At 62.9% G+C, this 14106-nt stretch carries 20 protein-coding genes; 6 read left to right on the top strand and 14 right to left on the bottom strand.

Annotated features, from left to right (window positions below):
* Positions 1–34 precede the first annotated feature (34 nt).
* The 8 genes from NDW01_RS43715 to NDW01_RS07595 all read right to left on the bottom strand — a co-directional run bounded on the left by NDW01_RS43715 (position 35) and on the right by NDW01_RS07595 (position 3972).
* On the bottom strand, positions 35–241 hold the full coding sequence (locus NDW01_RS43715; protein ID WP_252818112.1) for a helix-turn-helix domain-containing protein: 207 nt from the start codon (positions 239–241) through the stop codon (positions 35–37).
* A gap of 92 nt (positions 242–333) precedes the next feature.
* Positions 334–2094, bottom strand: coding sequence for an FtsK/SpoIIIE domain-containing protein (locus tag NDW01_RS07625; protein WP_252818109.1), 1761 nt, complete (start codon positions 2092–2094; stop codon positions 334–336).
* A complete protein-coding gene (locus tag NDW01_RS07620) occupies positions 2091–2444 on the bottom strand; it encodes a hypothetical protein (RefSeq protein WP_252782108.1) in 354 nt (117 codons plus the stop codon). The genes NDW01_RS07625 and NDW01_RS07620 overlap by 4 nt, the downstream gene beginning before the upstream one ends.
* The gene (locus tag NDW01_RS07615; RefSeq protein ID WP_252818106.1) at positions 2441–2650 is read right to left on the bottom strand and encodes a hypothetical protein; all 210 of its coding nucleotides are present in this window, start codon (positions 2648–2650) and stop codon (positions 2441–2443) included. Before NDW01_RS07615 ends, NDW01_RS07620 begins: the two co-directional genes overlap by 4 nt.
* A complete protein-coding gene (locus tag NDW01_RS07610) occupies positions 2631–3302 on the bottom strand; it encodes a DUF2637 domain-containing protein (RefSeq protein ID WP_252818103.1) in 672 nt (223 codons plus the stop codon). Before NDW01_RS07610 ends, NDW01_RS07615 begins: the two co-directional genes overlap by 20 nt.
* Positions 3303–3312: 10 nt before the next feature.
* Positions 3313–3507, bottom strand: coding sequence for a hypothetical protein (locus NDW01_RS07605; protein ID WP_252818101.1), 195 nt, complete (start codon positions 3505–3507; stop codon positions 3313–3315).
* Positions 3508–3514: 7 nt separating this feature from the next.
* On the bottom strand, positions 3515–3781 hold the full coding sequence (locus tag NDW01_RS07600) for a hypothetical protein (protein ID WP_252818098.1): 267 nt from the start codon (positions 3779–3781) through the stop codon (positions 3515–3517).
* Positions 3781–3972 (bottom strand): hypothetical protein, encoded by a 192-nt coding sequence (locus NDW01_RS07595; protein ID WP_252818094.1) that lies wholly within the window; start codon positions 3970–3972, stop codon positions 3781–3783. The genes NDW01_RS07600 and NDW01_RS07595 overlap by 1 nt, the downstream gene beginning before the upstream one ends.
* A 263-nt stretch (positions 3973–4235) precedes the next feature.
* On the opposite strand from NDW01_RS07595, the gene NDW01_RS07590 reads away from it, so the two are divergent.
* Both NDW01_RS07590 and NDW01_RS07585 read left to right on the top strand, forming a co-directional pair.
* Positions 4236–4979: an XRE family transcriptional regulator gene (locus tag NDW01_RS07590; protein ID WP_252818092.1), complete on the top strand. Its 744-nt coding sequence runs from the start codon at positions 4236–4238 to the stop codon at positions 4977–4979.
* A gap of 2 nt (positions 4980–4981) precedes the next feature.
* Entirely contained in the window at positions 4982–5458 is a 477-nt protein-coding gene (locus NDW01_RS07585; RefSeq protein WP_252818759.1) for an NUDIX domain-containing protein, read from the top strand.
* On the opposite strand, the gene NDW01_RS07580 is transcribed toward NDW01_RS07585, so the two are convergent.
* The 5 genes from NDW01_RS07580 to NDW01_RS07560 are packed head-to-tail and all read right to left on the bottom strand — an operon-like array spanning position 5451 to position 7400.
* Complete coding sequence (locus tag NDW01_RS07580; protein WP_256511085.1) at positions 5451–6008, bottom strand: HD domain-containing protein; 558 nt, start codon at positions 6006–6008, stop codon at positions 5451–5453. The two genes, NDW01_RS07585 and NDW01_RS07580, sit on opposite strands and share 8 nt — an antisense overlap.
* Before the next feature lie 53 nt (positions 6009–6061).
* A complete protein-coding gene (locus tag NDW01_RS07575; protein ID WP_252818089.1) occupies positions 6062–6511 on the bottom strand; it encodes a GntR family transcriptional regulator in 450 nt (149 codons plus the stop codon).
* 51 nt (positions 6512–6562) lie between these two features.
* A complete protein-coding gene (locus NDW01_RS07570; protein WP_252818086.1) occupies positions 6563–6748 on the bottom strand; it encodes a hypothetical protein in 186 nt (61 codons plus the stop codon).
* Complete coding sequence (locus NDW01_RS07565; RefSeq protein WP_252818083.1) at positions 6745–6990, bottom strand: winged helix-turn-helix domain-containing protein; 246 nt, start codon at positions 6988–6990, stop codon at positions 6745–6747. The genes NDW01_RS07570 and NDW01_RS07565 overlap by 4 nt, the downstream gene beginning before the upstream one ends.
* Positions 6987–7400 carry an ATP-binding protein gene (locus tag NDW01_RS07560; protein WP_252818081.1) on the bottom strand — a complete coding sequence of 138 codons (414 nt, stop codon included), beginning with the start codon at positions 7398–7400 and terminating at the stop codon, positions 6987–6989. The genes NDW01_RS07565 and NDW01_RS07560 overlap by 4 nt, the downstream gene beginning before the upstream one ends.
* A 194-nt stretch (positions 7401–7594) precedes the next feature.
* Between NDW01_RS07560 and NDW01_RS07555 the strand changes: the two genes are divergently transcribed.
* Complete coding sequence (locus NDW01_RS07555; RefSeq protein WP_252818078.1) at positions 7595–8323, top strand: XRE family transcriptional regulator; 729 nt, start codon at positions 7595–7597, stop codon at positions 8321–8323.
* Positions 8324–8384: 61 nt separating this feature from the next.
* Here NDW01_RS07555 and NDW01_RS07550 read toward each other — a convergent pair whose 3' ends face one another.
* A complete protein-coding gene (locus tag NDW01_RS07550; RefSeq protein WP_252818074.1) occupies positions 8385–9704 on the bottom strand; it encodes a DNA methyltransferase family protein in 1320 nt (439 codons plus the stop codon).
* A gap of 328 nt (positions 9705–10032) precedes the next feature.
* Here NDW01_RS07550 and NDW01_RS07545 point away from each other — a divergent pair, with 328 nt between their 5' ends.
* Genes NDW01_RS07545 through NDW01_RS44265 form a run of 3 tightly spaced genes read left to right on the top strand, consistent with a single transcriptional unit; the run spans position 10033 to position 13891 of the window.
* Complete coding sequence (locus tag NDW01_RS07545) at positions 10033–12105, top strand: sensor histidine kinase (protein ID WP_252818071.1); 2073 nt, start codon at positions 10033–10035, stop codon at positions 12103–12105.
* Complete coding sequence (locus NDW01_RS07540) at positions 12102–12818, top strand: hypothetical protein (protein WP_252818069.1); 717 nt, start codon at positions 12102–12104, stop codon at positions 12816–12818. Before NDW01_RS07545 ends, NDW01_RS07540 begins: the two co-directional genes overlap by 4 nt.
* Positions 12803–13891 carry a ComEC/Rec2 family competence protein gene (locus NDW01_RS44265; RefSeq protein WP_406567698.1) on the top strand — a complete coding sequence of 363 codons (1089 nt, stop codon included), beginning with the start codon at positions 12803–12805 and terminating at the stop codon, positions 13889–13891. The genes NDW01_RS07540 and NDW01_RS44265 overlap by 16 nt, the downstream gene beginning before the upstream one ends.
* Positions 13892–14106 lie beyond the last annotated feature (215 nt).

The following is a 14106-nucleotide window of genomic DNA, read 5'->3' as shown; positions in this document are numbered from 1 at the left end:
CCCTTCGGCTTACTCGATTTGTCGGCCAAGCTGATCACTCCTTTCCTGTGGTGCGGAGACGGTTGACGTAGGCGTTGAGCGCTGTGGCGGGGATCTTGCGGCTTCGGCCGATGTAGACGGATTCGATCTCGTTCGCGGTGAGGAGTTCATAGAGCTTCGTCCTGCTGATTCGAAGGAGTGCGGCGGCTTCGGGGAGCGTGTAGAGGAGCGGCGTGTCAGGTGCGGTCGTCGTGGCGATCACCTCCTTTCGTGGGTCGTTCGTCCGCGCGGACGTCCGGACGTTGTGCGGCTCTACGCGCGCAGGCGCGCACGAGGACGCGGACGAACGAGTGGTCACGGACGTTGGGCGGCGCGCCAGCGGCCTCGGGAGACCTGCTGGACGCGTCCTGCGTGGGCGTGCTCTTGGAGTCGGCTGTAGACCCAGGTGCGGCCCATGCCGGTGATCTTCATGAGCTGGGAGACAGACAGCCCTTCATCGGGCGCTTCGAGCAGTGCCGTCCAGAAAGCCTGTTCGGGGTCGTCGGTGATGATCTCGGCGTCGATCACCTCTACCTCGGTGGTCGTGTGGGCGATGGCGTCCGCGGACAGGGCGTCGAGACGGGGGCGGCGGTTGCGGTGGGCGCGGGTGGTGGCGCGTACGCGCTCGTCGGTGAGCAGGTAGGCACGGGCTCGGCGAGGGACGTCGAAGCCCGGTGCGGAGATAAGGAACTTGCCGGGCGCGTCGAGGGTGTGAGCGTGCCAGCCCGCGGTGTGGGCGCCCTGGCCGAGGATGAGATCGGTGTCGCGGCGTTCGCGGACGCGGAGACAGATGCGGATGTCCATCTGGGAACGGACGGCGCCCTTGCCCATGGCGGCCTGTGTCGGGCGTTGCGTGGCGGCGAGGAGCGTTACGGCGACGGCACGGCCTCGGCGGGCGATCGAGTCCGCATGAGCCATCGCGTCGGGCGACTCGTCGGCGAGTTCGGCGTACTCGTCGGCCACGATGATCAGCGCTGGCTCTTCCGGAGTCGGTATCCACAGGCGAGCGCCCTGGCGGGTCAGGGTGACCGCGCGGGCGTCGAGGACGGTGACGGCGTCGGCGAGGAGTTCGGCGGTCTGACGCGGGTCTGTGGCGATCCGGTCAAGGCAGGACGCCCAGGGCTGGAGTTCCATCCCGCCCTTGAGGTCGATGCCCCAGATCACCACGTCCGGGTAGGCGGTGAGGGCGGCGAGGATGACGTTGAGGATTCCGCTCTTGCCGGATCCGGCGATGCCAGCGACGAGGGCATGCCGATGCAGGAGCCTGACCCGCACGGGTGTGGCGTCCTCGAAGACGCCGAGTTCCACGGCGTCGGCGACGCTCGTGCCGGTCGGCGCGGGCCAGGGGATCGGACGGGCGTGCGGGTCCTTTTCGAGGACATGCAAGACGCAGTGATCCGCGCGAGTGGGGTCAGGTTCGACACGGACGGATCCGGGGCGCGTACCGAGACCGGATTCGATCGCCGGGAGTCTGCTGATGACGTCGGTGACGGTCTGACCGCGCTTGAGGGCCAGACGGGCGCGCCAGCCCCACAGGTCGACGACGGCGGACAGGACGCGTGATCCGGCAAGACCGATCGTCTCGGCGAGGTCGGGCCAGGCGTTCACGGTGCGTTCGATGCGGACGCGGGAACGGCGTCGGCGGTGCGACCACCACGGCGCGCCGCAGATGAGAGTGGCGGCGACGAGCAGGCCGGGGAGCGGCGGTGAGGTCGGTCCGTGCGCGGTCGCCGTGGCGAGCCATCCCCCAGCAGCGATTGCGACGACGGCGGCGTAGGCGCGCTCGATGCCTGGATCGAGCCAGCGCTTACCGCTCGCCACGATGACGGCTACGGCAACGACGGTGAGCGCGAGGACGTCTGGCCAGAGTCCGCGGTGGCCGTGGTGGAGGAACGCTGCGGTTCCGGCGAGGAACAGCGCCGTGGTGAGGGGCGCCAGTTCGGAGCGGTAGCGGAACAGCCATCGGGTGAGTACTGCGATGGCCTCGCCCGCCTGGCGGTCGTCCGTGACGACGTACAGCGGCATGGGCTCGGAGCGGCCCCACCGGCGTCGGCGAGTCGGGTAGCGCTGCCTCATCGGCCGCCCTCCCGAAGGTCGACGAGGGCGAGGAGTTCGGCGGCGTGCAGGTCCTCGTCCGGAAGCTGGCCGTGCTCGTCCAGTTCGTCCCGGAGATAGAGCAGCGGGTCACCCTCGCCGTCTCGTTCGGCGGCGACGGTGGCGCGGGCAGCGGCGAGCAGAGCGGCGTACTGGGCGCGGGCGAGTGCGAGCAGGGACCGGAGACGTTCGACCTCGGCGATGAGCATCGGGAGGTCGGCGACGGCGACCCACAGCGCGACGGGTACGCGCGCGGATCGTGCTTCGTGCAGGTGAGTACGGACAGCGTTGAGGTCGAGGGTCGGGCGTGGAGCCCGTTGAGGGCGTGTCATGGGCAGTCCGGCACCTCCTTTCGGTCGGGGACGTCCTTGGGGAGCGGCGCGGCGGGCCTCACACCGAGCGCGGACAGCAGCGCCTCGGCGGCCGGCACGGCGTCGCCGAGCTGGACGAGCGTGTAGCGGGTCTTGACGCCCTGGCGGGCCAGCTCCTTCATGAGGAGGTCAACCAGGGCGTATGGGTCATAGGTCGGCTTGCTCATCGGCGGTGCCTTTCTCGATCAGTTGGCGTCGGAGTTCGGTGGCGCGGGCGTTGCTGACGCGCAGCGTCGTTCGGAGCGCGTCACGGGTGATGGGGCGGCCGTCGTTGACTTCCCGGTGCCGCGCGTCGGCCGCGCGGGCGGCGTGGATCAGTTCGTCCTCGGTCCGGTACCGGCGGTGGCGCTTGCGGCGAGTACGGCGGGAGTGCCGGTCGCGGTCGCCGGTCCGGTCCTCGGCGGCGGCTTCGATCCGTCCCTGCAGAGCGTGAAGGTGAGCGGTGAGCCCGAGGACGGCGGCGGGGACGGCGCCCACGAGGACGACGATGGGCCAGGACACCGACAGGAGTCCGGTACGGGCTGCGTGGTACGTCGCGTTGCCCGCGATGCTGGCCGCGATGGCGCCCAAGGCGTTGAAGCGGGCGAAGCGCCGAGCGGCGGCCGACCGCGTCGAGATGGCCAGCCATACACGCGCCGAGGTCATCGCGTAGGCGTCCAGGGTGACGGGCAGCAGCCACGACAGCCGTGAAGGCCAGCCGGCGATGTGCGCCAGCCCTTGCAGCCCGGAGAAGCTGGCGATGGCTGCGGAGGCGGCGGCGACGCTCATCCCTGCCATGACCCACCAGTCACGGTCGGCGTTCGTTGGGGGCGTGGTCACGGGGGTCCTCTCAGATCTTGATGCCGGACAGGAAATGAGCGAAGGACCGGACGCCTTGGCGGATCTGCGGCGCGAGAGAGGTCGAGGCGAGGTAGAAGCCGAAGAGCGTGCAGACGATGGCGTGCCAGGCGCGGAGGCCGGCGTAGCGGTACAGGCCGTAGACCAGCGCGCCGAGCACGATGACGAGCGAGACGGACAGCGCCAAGCGGAGATCACCTTCCTTCCGATCGGGCCAGGGGAACGGGCTCGCGACGGTCGGAGCCGACCGCCTGGAGGTCGTTGCCGCGGGTGTGGTCGGTGTCGGGCTTGCGGACGTGTACGCCGAGGACGGAGCGAGCGAAGGCGGCGAGCGGCGTGGGGGCGGCGGAGTCCAGTCCGGCCCAGGGCGCCTCGCGATGAGTACCGACGATGACGAGGCCGATGAGTACGAGCGCCGTGGCGGCGAGGACGAGGGCGAGTCCGGCGATCACGATGGCCATCACCGGCTCACCGCCTCGGCGTCGCGGCGGAAGATGCGACGGACGCGGGTATCGCGCCGAGCGCGGGCGGTACGGCGGAACCAAGCGGCGCGGGCACGGCACTTGCGGCACAGGCCGAACCGGTACTCCGAGCGCGCCCCGCACGGGCACTGGCGCTGCCAGTCGTCCAGGGGGAGGGGGCGAAGATGCATCGAGGGCTCCTCTCCGAGCCCACGTCCCGGCACCACCTAAGAAGTGAACAGGACTAGTCATGTGCACGATTACAGTGCGACGTCTTAGCACCTGTCAAGGTCTGGGTTGTTCGCCGGAACGGTGGCTCTGGCTTATCGGGATTTCCTTACGCCATCGAGGATGCGCCGATCAGCCGTGACGAGCACCTACATGACTGGACGTGTTCATGACGTCCTGACTAGGGTGTTGGCGTCCCAAGACGTCCTGCGATCCGGTCGGGTAGATGGCGAACGAACGGCTACGAGCGGTCCTGCTAGAGCAGGGAATCACCGTTGCCGCACTCGCCGAGGCGATCGACGTCGATGAGAAGACCGTTGAGCGCTGGATCAGTAAGGGACGCACGCCGTACCGTCGACACCGCTATGCAGTGGCAACGCGCCTCGGCGTGGACGAGACCTACCTGTGGCCCGAAGCGCTCTCGAATGAGCAGGTCACCGCGGCATCTCAGAGCGAGCTCATCACCGTCTATCCGCAGCGTACGGCCGTGCCGCGGGACGGATGGGGACGTCTGTTCTCACGGGCCGAGCGCGAGATCGGGATCCTTGTCTACGCCGGCCTCTTCCTCTCCGAAGATGGCGGCATACAGAAGATCCTTATGGAGAAGGCACGGGCAGGCGTACGAGTGCGCATCCTGCTCGGCGACCCGGACAGCCCTGAAGTGGCACAACGTGGCGCCGACGAGGGCGTGGACGACGCCATGGCGGCCAAGATCCGCAACGCCCTCGTCATGTACCGGCCGCTGCGCACCGTCGAGGGCATCGAATTTCGCTTCCACAAGACGATCTTGTACAACTCGATTTACCGGGCCGACGACGAGTTGCTGGTCAACACGCACGTCTATGGCGTGACCGCGCCGCGCGCGCCGGTTCTCTACCTTCGTAAGGTTGCTGGCGGCGACATCGTGAACACCTACCTCGAAAGCTTCGAGCGCGTCTGGGACGGCGCGACACCGATACCGGAGGCGTGACGTTGGGGCGACGGATCGACTACTACGACGACCCCGACGCGCCGGCCGCAAACAGCATCGTCCCGTCGGTCAACGTCGTCGTCGCCAACGCCCAGGGCGAGATCCTGCTCATCCGCCGCACCGACAACGACAACTGGGCGGTCCCTGGGGGTGCCATCGATCTCGGCGAATCGCTCGCACAGGCAGCCGTCCGGGAGACGAAGGAAGAGACCGGGATCGACTGCGAGATAACCGGCCTCGTCGGCATCTACACCGACCCGAAGCACGTCATGCACTACACGAGTAACGACGAGGTCCGACAGGAGTTCTCAATCGTCCTGACGGCTCGGCCGGTCGGTGGCACACCGACACCGAGCAGCGAGTCGAGCGAAGTGCGCTGGGTCGCGCCAGATGACGTCCGCGGCTACACGATGGACCGCTCGATGCGGCTGCGCGTCGAGCGTTACCTCTCCGGGCAGACCGCTCCGGAGATCAGCTGATCGGCGCCTCGGCCTGAGCTCTTTCGATCGCCCGAACGGATCCGACGATGTGCGGTGACGAGCGCCTTATCGAGCGCGCCACGAGATGGTCGGCGCCATATCGTGACTGGATCTCGGCAAGACGGTCCTCTACCTCGATGGGTTCCCCGTCCGGCGTCGTGGTCATGTCGCAGTAGGTCAGGGCGTCGGAGAAGAACGGATCAGCAGGCTTGAATTCGCTGGTCAACTCGGCGATCAGACCACGTTCGCTGGCTTCGTTGATGGCGCAAGAGTGGTAGGCGACGAGGCTGCACAACGCGTCGTCGGCGTGCTCGACGTCCCGAAGGTGACGGGCGCCGTCGAGAGAGTGCAGGCCGGTGTCCACAAGGTCAGGGGAGTAGCCGACGTCGTGCAGCCACGCGGCGGCTTCGAGGAGATCGGCGTCATCGCCGAGGATTGGCGCGAGGCTCCGGGCCTGCCGGGCAACGCCTTGACTGTGTGCCCAACGACGGGGAAGCGGCACTTCGAGGAGCTTGCGAGCGATCTCTTCGGCCCAGTCGGCTTGTCTCATGTCTCCGACGCTACGTGGTGACTCAGGGACGTCCACGGACGCGGGCGAGGCGTCTACGGACGTCTACGAACGAAGCGCCCCTTGCCATGCCGCGCCTCGATCAGGCCATCTTGCTCAAGGGCGGCGAGCGCCTGGCGCGCGGTGCCTCGTGCGACCCCGTACGTCTCGACGATCGCGGCCTCACTCGGCAGGGCGTCGCCGACTGCCAGGTCACCGCCCTCGATCCGCTCCCGTAGTTCCGCAGCGATGCGGCGGTACTCATACTGCGTCGGTGCCTCGCCACGCACGACACGCCCCTTGCCCGGAAGTGTCTCGATCAGTCCCTCATCCTCCAAAGCGGCGAGAGCACGACGGACGGTGTTACGAACAACGGCGAACTCATCGCACAAGGCCGCTTCGGAAGGCATCGGAGAACCGGGCACGAGCTCTCCGCCGCTGATGCGCTGCCGCAGGACCTCGGCAATCTGCGCGTACGCGCCCCATGCGGTCTCTCGTGGGCTCACCGGGCTCCTCTCACTACGCGTCTCTCGCACTGCGCGGCCATGGCAGTCGTATCACTCTGGGCGTCGCCGCTCGTCCTGATCGGCGAGGAAGCGCCGTGCTTGCTCCGGATACTTGCCGACCAGGACCTTGAGCTGCTGAACCTCGACGACCTGAGAGGCGCCAGTGAACCGCATGTTGTCGAGCATGGCGTAGAACTCCGCCAGCGAGCGCTGTAGCCGCTCCTCGCGCGGATTCACGAGGACTCCTCGCGCCAGTCCTCAGCTGGCCGCGCGTAGCTGCCCTTGTGCGGCAGCGTCCAGACGTACCCGCGCTTCCGGAGATGGGCGATGGCGTCGGAAACCGTGCTGCTCGATACGCCGAACTCCTCGGCCATCTTCGCTTGAGAAGGAAGCTGGCTCCGAGGCCGCCAATCGCCACGTGCGATCCGATCACGGATGACGTCCGCGACCTCTTCGTAGCTCTTCCGCCGTGTCCTCATGCCGACCCCTCGATCAGGCACTCGCACCAGACGATCTTTCCGCCCGTCGGTAGGAGGACGCAGCCCCACTCCTTCGACAGCGCTTGCACGAGCACCAGCCCGCGGCCGTTCTCTTCGTCGTCCGCTGCCGCACGCTGTAGCGGCAGCGTGCTGCTGGAATCCCAGACCTCGATCAGCACGGCCTCAGGCCGTACCGAGATGCAGACGTAGATGGGCTGCGCCTTGCCGACGAGCCGGTTGATGTCTTCCGGTACCTCGGTAACGCCGGTCGCGTTGATGGCATTCGCCACCAGCTCGCTGACCAGCAGCTCGACGGTCTCCACCATCGAAGGCAGCTTCCATGCATTGAGCAGCCATCGCACGTACTGCCGCGCCTTCCCGGCCGTGTGTGGCAGGGCCGGCATCAGCATGCAGCTCGATCGAGAGCATTCAGTCATCTTGCGCCTCGCAGCCTGCGGTCCGTCCGCGAGCGGCGGACCGGATCGATCCGCCACATGTCCACACAGGCTCGCGTGAGAGCGAGGACCTCTCATGGGCAGCTAGGGGACGTCTAGGGACGTCTTGTGTTAGCGTCGGCCCAGACAGCGCGGTTTGGAGGATCGCGGTGAACGAGGTGTTGAGGCGTGCATTCGCTGAGGCCGGCCTGACTGAGCAGGACGTAGCCGTCCGCTTGGGCGTGGATGTGAAGACCGTGCGACGCTGGTTGGACGGGCGACGTCCATACCCGCGTCACCGCTCTCAACTCGCCACTCTCCTTGGTATCGAGCAGGCGAAGATCTGGCGTGCTGAGGTTCCTGCGTCACCATCGCCACAAAACGGCGGCGCTGAGATCGAAGCATCCTACGCGCACCGATGGGCCGTTCCCCGAAACGTATGGCAATGGCTATTCAGCCAAGCTGAACGAGAGATCGGCATCCTCGTCTACTCAGGTCTCTTCCTCGCTGAGGATATCGGAATCCTCCGTATCCTTGCCGCAAAGGCGAACGCGGGCGTCGCTGTACGGATCTTGCTCGGTGACCCCAATAGCCCGCATGTCGCCGAGCGCGGTGCCGACGAGGGCGTGGACGAGGCGATGGCAGCCAAGATCAGAAATAGTATGGTTTTGTACCAGGCGCTTCGAGATGTTGACGGTGTCGAAATGCGGCTACACAAAACCATCCTGTACGCCTCGATATATCGCGCCGATGACGATCTCCTTATCAACCCGCACGCCTATGGCATCACAGCCTCAAACGCGCCGGTGCTCCATGTGCGACACCTTGAGCAAGATGACATGGCCAGCATATACGCCGATAGCTTTGAGCGTGTCTGGTGGAGAGCTCACCCCCTGTAGCCCTCCAATCCAAGCCTTTCGCGATACTTCGTTTGAACTCGAAGCGGTTGCTCGCCGACCCTTATCGCCATGGAATCGAGCGGATGATGCCAACAGTCAAGTGACGACAGCGAATTCGCTCGTCTAGCCACATCGCCACCTCGTCAGATGCAAGAATCTCTAGGAGGCGGAAGCATTCGTCAACGTTTCCGCTTTTCGGGCTTAGAGTGATCAAATGATTGTCGACAGCAATCGGCTCATCGCCGGTCAGCAATACTCCGCGTACGCGTGAGCTGCCATCAGAATTCGGACGTGAAGTTCTCCTGACGGCGACGAAAGGCGGCGTAATAAGTCTGCCAGAGTATTTCCGTCGGCGCTCAGGCACCTCCATCTGGCCAGAAGGTGGCATGCAGCGTGCTGTGAGGAACGGCGCTTCTCGACCCTCGTGAGGATCGCGGTTGTCAACGACCGAGCCGACACGGACGTTGAACAGGTCTTCTAGGTAGGCAGACGCGTTCAGAGACCTCCACCACTGAGTCTCGGCGCTCGGCGTTTCGCTTGCGAAAAGCCGTCTCCCTTGTAGTAGAAAAACGTCAACGTTAGTGTATCGATCGAACCTTCCGAAAGGTGAAATCTTTTTGATCTCCAGCAGCTTGCTAACTCGTTCACGCCAATAGCGGTAACGACTACCACTGCGAAGGACGTCTGGCAGGATTGCGGTGATCGTGCCGCCGAAAGCAAGCGTCATGGCTGCCTCAAGGAAAAAAATGCCCGCCTGAGAAGTCATTCCGCTAGACCAATCGCATCCAGCATCGGCCTGAACAGGGCCGAATGGAGGGTTAAGAACTATATGTCCCTTAAACCGCTTATGGGTGCGCAAAGCCGCGAGGCCATCGCTAACATGTACGTTATTGAACGCGCGGCTTCCAGCTTCAGGATTCGTTCTTACCTTGTCGCCCCGTGCTCTGTGGCGGGCTGCAGCGGCGATGAACAGCCGTAGGCGAGCGACCTCTGCAAAAGCTGGCTGCAGCTCATGCCCATGCAGCGATCTGTTCCAAGCCCGTAGCGTCGCGCTCAGCGTGTTACGGATCGGGAAGGTATCGGCCGCGGCGAGTAGCAGGTCCCCGGCGCCGCATGTCGGATCCCAGAACACGGCGGTCTGCTCTGCGTCATCCGCGGGGGCTAGGAGGTCGGCAAACCGGTCCCGGGCAGGCCCGCTCGTGAAGAAGGCGCCCGTCTGGCGCCGGAACTCAAGAGGCACCAACGTGCGCAGCATCCTCGCCGCATGGCCGTTAAGAGCAGCGTGAACGTCTTGCTCTACTCGGTCCCAGGGGTCGCGTCTGATGCTGGCGGCCAGGAGCGAGAGGTCCCTTGCATACTGCTCGTAGGCAGTTGATCCCACTGTTGCTCCTCACCTGCGGTTCTTTAGGACAGCCCGGTCGCCGAGTGTCATTCTGCAGGACAAGACGGCCCTACGCGACAACTTCAGTGGATAGATCGTTACGGGTTGTCAGGCAGGGTCTCTGGTCCAGACCGCTCGTATCCACCGCTAGCTCTGCCGGCTACTCGATTTATCCGGCTAGCATGCTCTAGGCAGGCGTGTCACGGAGGTAACTCCGGGTTGCTGCCTCGTCTGGAAGGACAGTGCCATGGCGCATCGACTCCGCTTCGCTCCTGAGGTCCTCGTACGGCTAGGCGAAGAGCTGGTCCCTCATGCGGACCTTGGGATCATGGAGCTCGTTCGCAACGCCTACGACGCCGACGCCGCAACCTGCCACATCGAGCTAAGTAGCGCTGTCGAACCTGGAGGAACTCTGGTCGTCAGCGACGACGGCGACGGTATGACCTCAGCACAGCTGGCCTCGGGTTTTTTGCTCATCGGCAAGTCGGGGAAAATCTCGACGAGCCATACTCCCCATGGTCGGCGCAAAGTGGGCGAAAAGGGGCTCGGTCGTCTGGCGGCACTTCGCTTGGGCACTCAGGTGACGGTCTGTAGTCGATCAGTGGAAGATCCTGGGGTCGAACACGTCCTGGCGATTGACTGGAACAAGGTCGATGAGTCCGAAGCCGTGGAGGACGTTCCGCTTGTAATCGATAGTACGCCCAGTCATAAAGGGCCGGGGACTGACGTCACTATCACTGGACTACGTCAAGGGCTGCAAGAGAAAGACGCCGAACGTCTAGCTCGATCGTTGCTCTTGCTGACGGGCCCTTTCCCGGACGAATCTGCCTTCAGAGTAACGTGCGACGCTCCGGAGTTTACAAGTCTTCAGCAGCTGATAAATCGACCATTGCTCGAGTGGTTCGAATATCGACTCGTTGCTCGGCTCGATGATACGGGTAAAGTTACGGCATCGCTGTTCAATTGGCGCAACGAAGAGCAATTCAGAGGAGAGCACGATCAGGTTGCGCGCAAGCGCTCTGGGCGAGGCAAGAAAGCGGATCCCGTGCTCGCATTTGAGGCGCCTTCAGCGACGTTCGAGATGTGGATGTTCAATCTAAACCCCGGTGCATCCAAAGAGGTCCGCCATAGTAGTCAGGACACAAAATCCCTCAGGGGATGGCTTAGGCAAGTCGGCGGCATTCACCTCTATCATCGAGGTCTCCGTGTTCAGCCCTACGGAGATGTTGGCAATGATTGGTTGGGTATAAACCTTAGGCGAGCGGCCTCACCTGAGGTTCGGCCATCTACCAACAATTCTCTCGGACGTATCCAGGTGGACGATCCGGAGAACCTTCTTAAGCCCAAGACCGACCGTAGTGGGTTCCTGGATAACGTCGCGTTCCTGGAGCTGCAGGAGTTCGCCAAGTGTGCACTCGATTGGGCCGCCGAGCAGCGGATGGACGAAAGAGAGCAGCGACGAGTTGGTGCTTCGGCGAAGGCTAGAGATCGCGTTCAGGAGGCTGAGACCAAGTTCCAGAACCTGTTGAATGCGATTTCGCCGAAAGACGCAGATATGCTACCCCTGGACCAGGGTGACCCTGCAGTGCTCGCACACCTTACCGAAAGTGCGACCGAAGTATTCTCGACTCTGCATGATGAGAACAGGGCTCTGCGTGAAGACCTATTGCTTTACCGATCTCTGGCCACGGTCGGTACGAGCACGGCTGTATTCGCACATGAGGCGCTGAAGCCGGCGAAACGGATCATCAATGAGATAAAAACGGTTAGCAGGCGCCTTACTGGTCGTATCGCACCCGAAGACTACACCCGTTACTTTCGAGACTCTGTCGACACGTCGCTGGACAGTGCGAAGACGCTAGAAACCTTCGCCAAACTACCTCTCAGCTTGCTTGAGAAAAGTAAGCGCTCAGTGGCTGATATCGAAGTAGACGTGGCCTGCCAGGCGGTTGTTCAGCTGTTCTCGCGCTATCTTCAGGAGCGTGCAATTGAGGTAGACTTTGATCTCGATGCACCCGGCGTGGTGGTTCGGACGACTATCGCTGATATTGAATCTATTCTATCGAATCTAATCGCAAATTCTGCTCACGCGTTTACTCGGCAGGATGCTCTCCCGGGCAGACGCGTCATCCGAATCAAGACTAAGCAGGATAGTCGAAATGGTAAGTCTGGGATCGTGATAGATGTCGATGATTCCGGGCCGGGCATTCGAGGGCTTTCACTGAGTGCCATATGGCTGCCTGGAAAGACAACTCGAGATAACGGGACTGGTCTTGGGCTAACGATCGTGCGTGACATCGTCGCGGATCTGAAAGGCATTCAGGAAGCAAAGAGTAATGGGGACCTCGGGGGGGCTCATATCACTATCTGGCTTCCGGCTAGGCAGGGAGTCGAAAGTTGAGTGCACTGATCCTAGAGGAAGGCGCATCGGTCGTCGTTGTGGACGATGATCCACTGGACGCGAGGACTTGGACCCATCCCTTGGTGGACGCTGGTTTTCACGCGGAGACGATAACTGAGTTTGATCCAACACTGGATGCCGATGCCTTCCTGGCTCAACTATCAGGCCGGTACGATGCACTTGTCTGCGACCATATTCTTAGTGGTCGCGGGGCCGTGCGGTTCACTGGTGCCGAGTTGGTAAGTAAAGCCAATCGCCTGACTCGGTCTCCACTACCCGCAGTGCTCATCAGCAGCCACGTGCAGACTGACCAGACGGGCTCGATCCGAAGGTGGAGAGAGGGTATCCCGGCCGTTGTCGATAAGAGTGAGCTATCCGACAGCGTTATTGATGCCCTTAGTTATACCATCGATGAGCTCAGTGGGAAGGTTTCTCGCGAGAGGCGCGCGTTTACTACTCCCATTGAGGTGCTTGATGTAGTAACAGAAAGCGAAGTGCCGGCCGCAAAAGTGATTGTGGTTGGTTGGCGTATCGCAACCTCCGTGTGGATGCCTCTGCAGCCGATAGTTGCTGCGACGGGGTTGTCGGCGGAGAATCTTCCGGGTCGTTGGCTGGAGGCCGACGTTAACTGCCACGCAAAGGAAGCGTCTGAGCTATTCTATAGGAACATAGTTCTTGCTCCCGATCTCCCTGAAGGATGGCTAGAGGAGTGACTAAACCCGCGGCCCCCGACGCGGCTACCGTAATCGAACACGCTGAAGATGCTGACCTCGAGGTGACGATCTTCGATGTGGGGCACGGTAATTGTGCTCTTGTGAGAGACGGTAGGAATTGCGCTATCGTCGATGCTGCCCCTGGTGATGCTGTGCTTGATGAGCTCGAACGAGTTAACTGTGAGCATATTGAGCATTTGATAATCTCTCACTCGGATAAGGATCACGCCGGTGGCGGCCCTACGCTGCTACTCGACGATGCCCGAACCATCGGTACCGTATGGTTCAACGCTGACGGCGAGAAGGGTAGTGAGATCTGGAATCGACTTCTTCGGGCGGTCTGGACTCGGAAGCGCAAGGGCGGTTTAGAAGGTCATCAGTCGATACATACGGAGATTAGTCAGACGCTGACGTGTGGGCGTGCCGTCCTGGAAGTTGCCCATCCCAGTATCCTGCTTGCGGGTACCGGTCCTACCGGGCGGTCTTCAGCGTATGGCCGGCTAACCACCAACGCTGTTTCCGTGGTCATTAGGGTGCATCTCGCCGAGCGGCCTGCTGTGCTGCTCGCTGCAGACATGGACAGAACCGCCCTTGATCACATTCGGGAGAACGGGAAAGTCCTAAACGCGCCTGTCTTGGTATTCCCGCATCACGGTGGACTCCCCGGAAACGCGGATCCCTATGAGTTTGCCGTCGAGCTATCCGAGCTGATTCAGCCGGAACTTGTGATCTTCTCTATAAAGAGTAGTCGGCGTCCCGCAAACCCAGATCCTCGGATAGTCGCAGGTGTGCGACAAGGGGCCCCGGATGCTCATATCGCGTGTACGCAGTTGTCTGTTCATTGTCATGGGAATACTTCTCCGGGTTCGGGTAGTCATCTAGCAGCGCGAGTAGCTTCTGGTAAACCGTTGGGGCGCTGCTGCGCCGGAACAATCACCGTCGGGTGGGAACCAGATAAGCTCGTTTTTGACCCGCCACTAGCCCAACATAGGCTTTTCGTGGAAACGCGCGTTGGCAAGCCACTCTGTCGGGCTCAGCCGTTGCTACCTGAGCCGCGGCGACCACGCACCTAGCAGTGTGGATGGTCATGCTGGGGCGCGAATGCTACCCGGGAGAGAATGACCAGGCGTCTCAAACATGGTCTCATTTGGTTCTGCGTAGGCTGTGATACGCCTACGTCCGCCGAGGTGCGCCTTTCGCCATATAGGCCGGTCAGGTGCACCTCGGCGGACGGTGCCGAACTACTGGTACCGGAACTCGTAATGAATAGGTCGTCGGTTCGATTCCG

The sequence above is a fragment of the Actinoallomurus soli genome (genome assembly GCF_024055715.1).
Classification (GTDB): Bacteria; Actinomycetota; Actinomycetes; order Streptosporangiales; family Streptosporangiaceae; genus Actinoallomurus; species Actinoallomurus soli.
Note: the sequence above shows the minus strand (reverse complement) of the source record. Positions and strands in the feature narration are given on the sequence as shown.

Excerpts from the sequence above, each read along its gene's own strand:
- NDW01_RS07625 (WP_252818109.1), bottom strand. The coding sequence starts at position 2,094 with ATGAGGCAGCGCTACCCGACTCGCCGACGCCGGTGGGGCCGCTCCGAG.
- NDW01_RS07620 (WP_252782108.1), bottom strand. The coding sequence starts at position 2,444 with ATGACACGCCCTCAACGGGCTCCACGCCCGACCCTCGACCTCAACGCT.
- NDW01_RS07615 (WP_252818106.1), bottom strand. The coding sequence starts at position 2,650 with ATGAGCAAGCCGACCTATGACCCATACGCCCTGGTTGACCTCCTCATG.
- NDW01_RS07600 (WP_252818098.1), bottom strand. The coding sequence starts at position 3,781 with ATGGCCATCGTGATCGCCGGACTCGCCCTCGTCCTCGCCGCCACGGCG.
- NDW01_RS07595 (WP_252818094.1), bottom strand. The coding sequence starts at position 3,972 with ATGCATCTTCGCCCCCTCCCCCTGGACGACTGGCAGCGCCAGTGCCCG.
- NDW01_RS07590 (WP_252818092.1), top strand. The coding sequence starts at position 4,236 with ATGGCGAACGAACGGCTACGAGCGGTCCTGCTAGAGCAGGGAATCACC.
- NDW01_RS07580 (WP_256511085.1), bottom strand. The coding sequence starts at position 6,008 with ATGAGACAAGCCGACTGGGCCGAAGAGATCGCTCGCAAGCTCCTCGAA.
- NDW01_RS07565 (WP_252818083.1), bottom strand. The coding sequence starts at position 6,990 with ATGAGGACACGGCGGAAGAGCTACGAAGAGGTCGCGGACGTCATCCGT.
- NDW01_RS07560 (WP_252818081.1), bottom strand. The coding sequence starts at position 7,400 with ATGCTGATGCCGGCCCTGCCACACACGGCCGGGAAGGCGCGGCAGTAC.
- NDW01_RS07545 (WP_252818071.1), top strand. The coding sequence starts at position 10,033 with ATGGAGCTCGTTCGCAACGCCTACGACGCCGACGCCGCAACCTGCCAC.
- NDW01_RS44265 (WP_406567698.1), top strand. The coding sequence starts at position 12,803 with ATGGCTAGAGGAGTGACTAAACCCGCGGCCCCCGACGCGGCTACCGTA.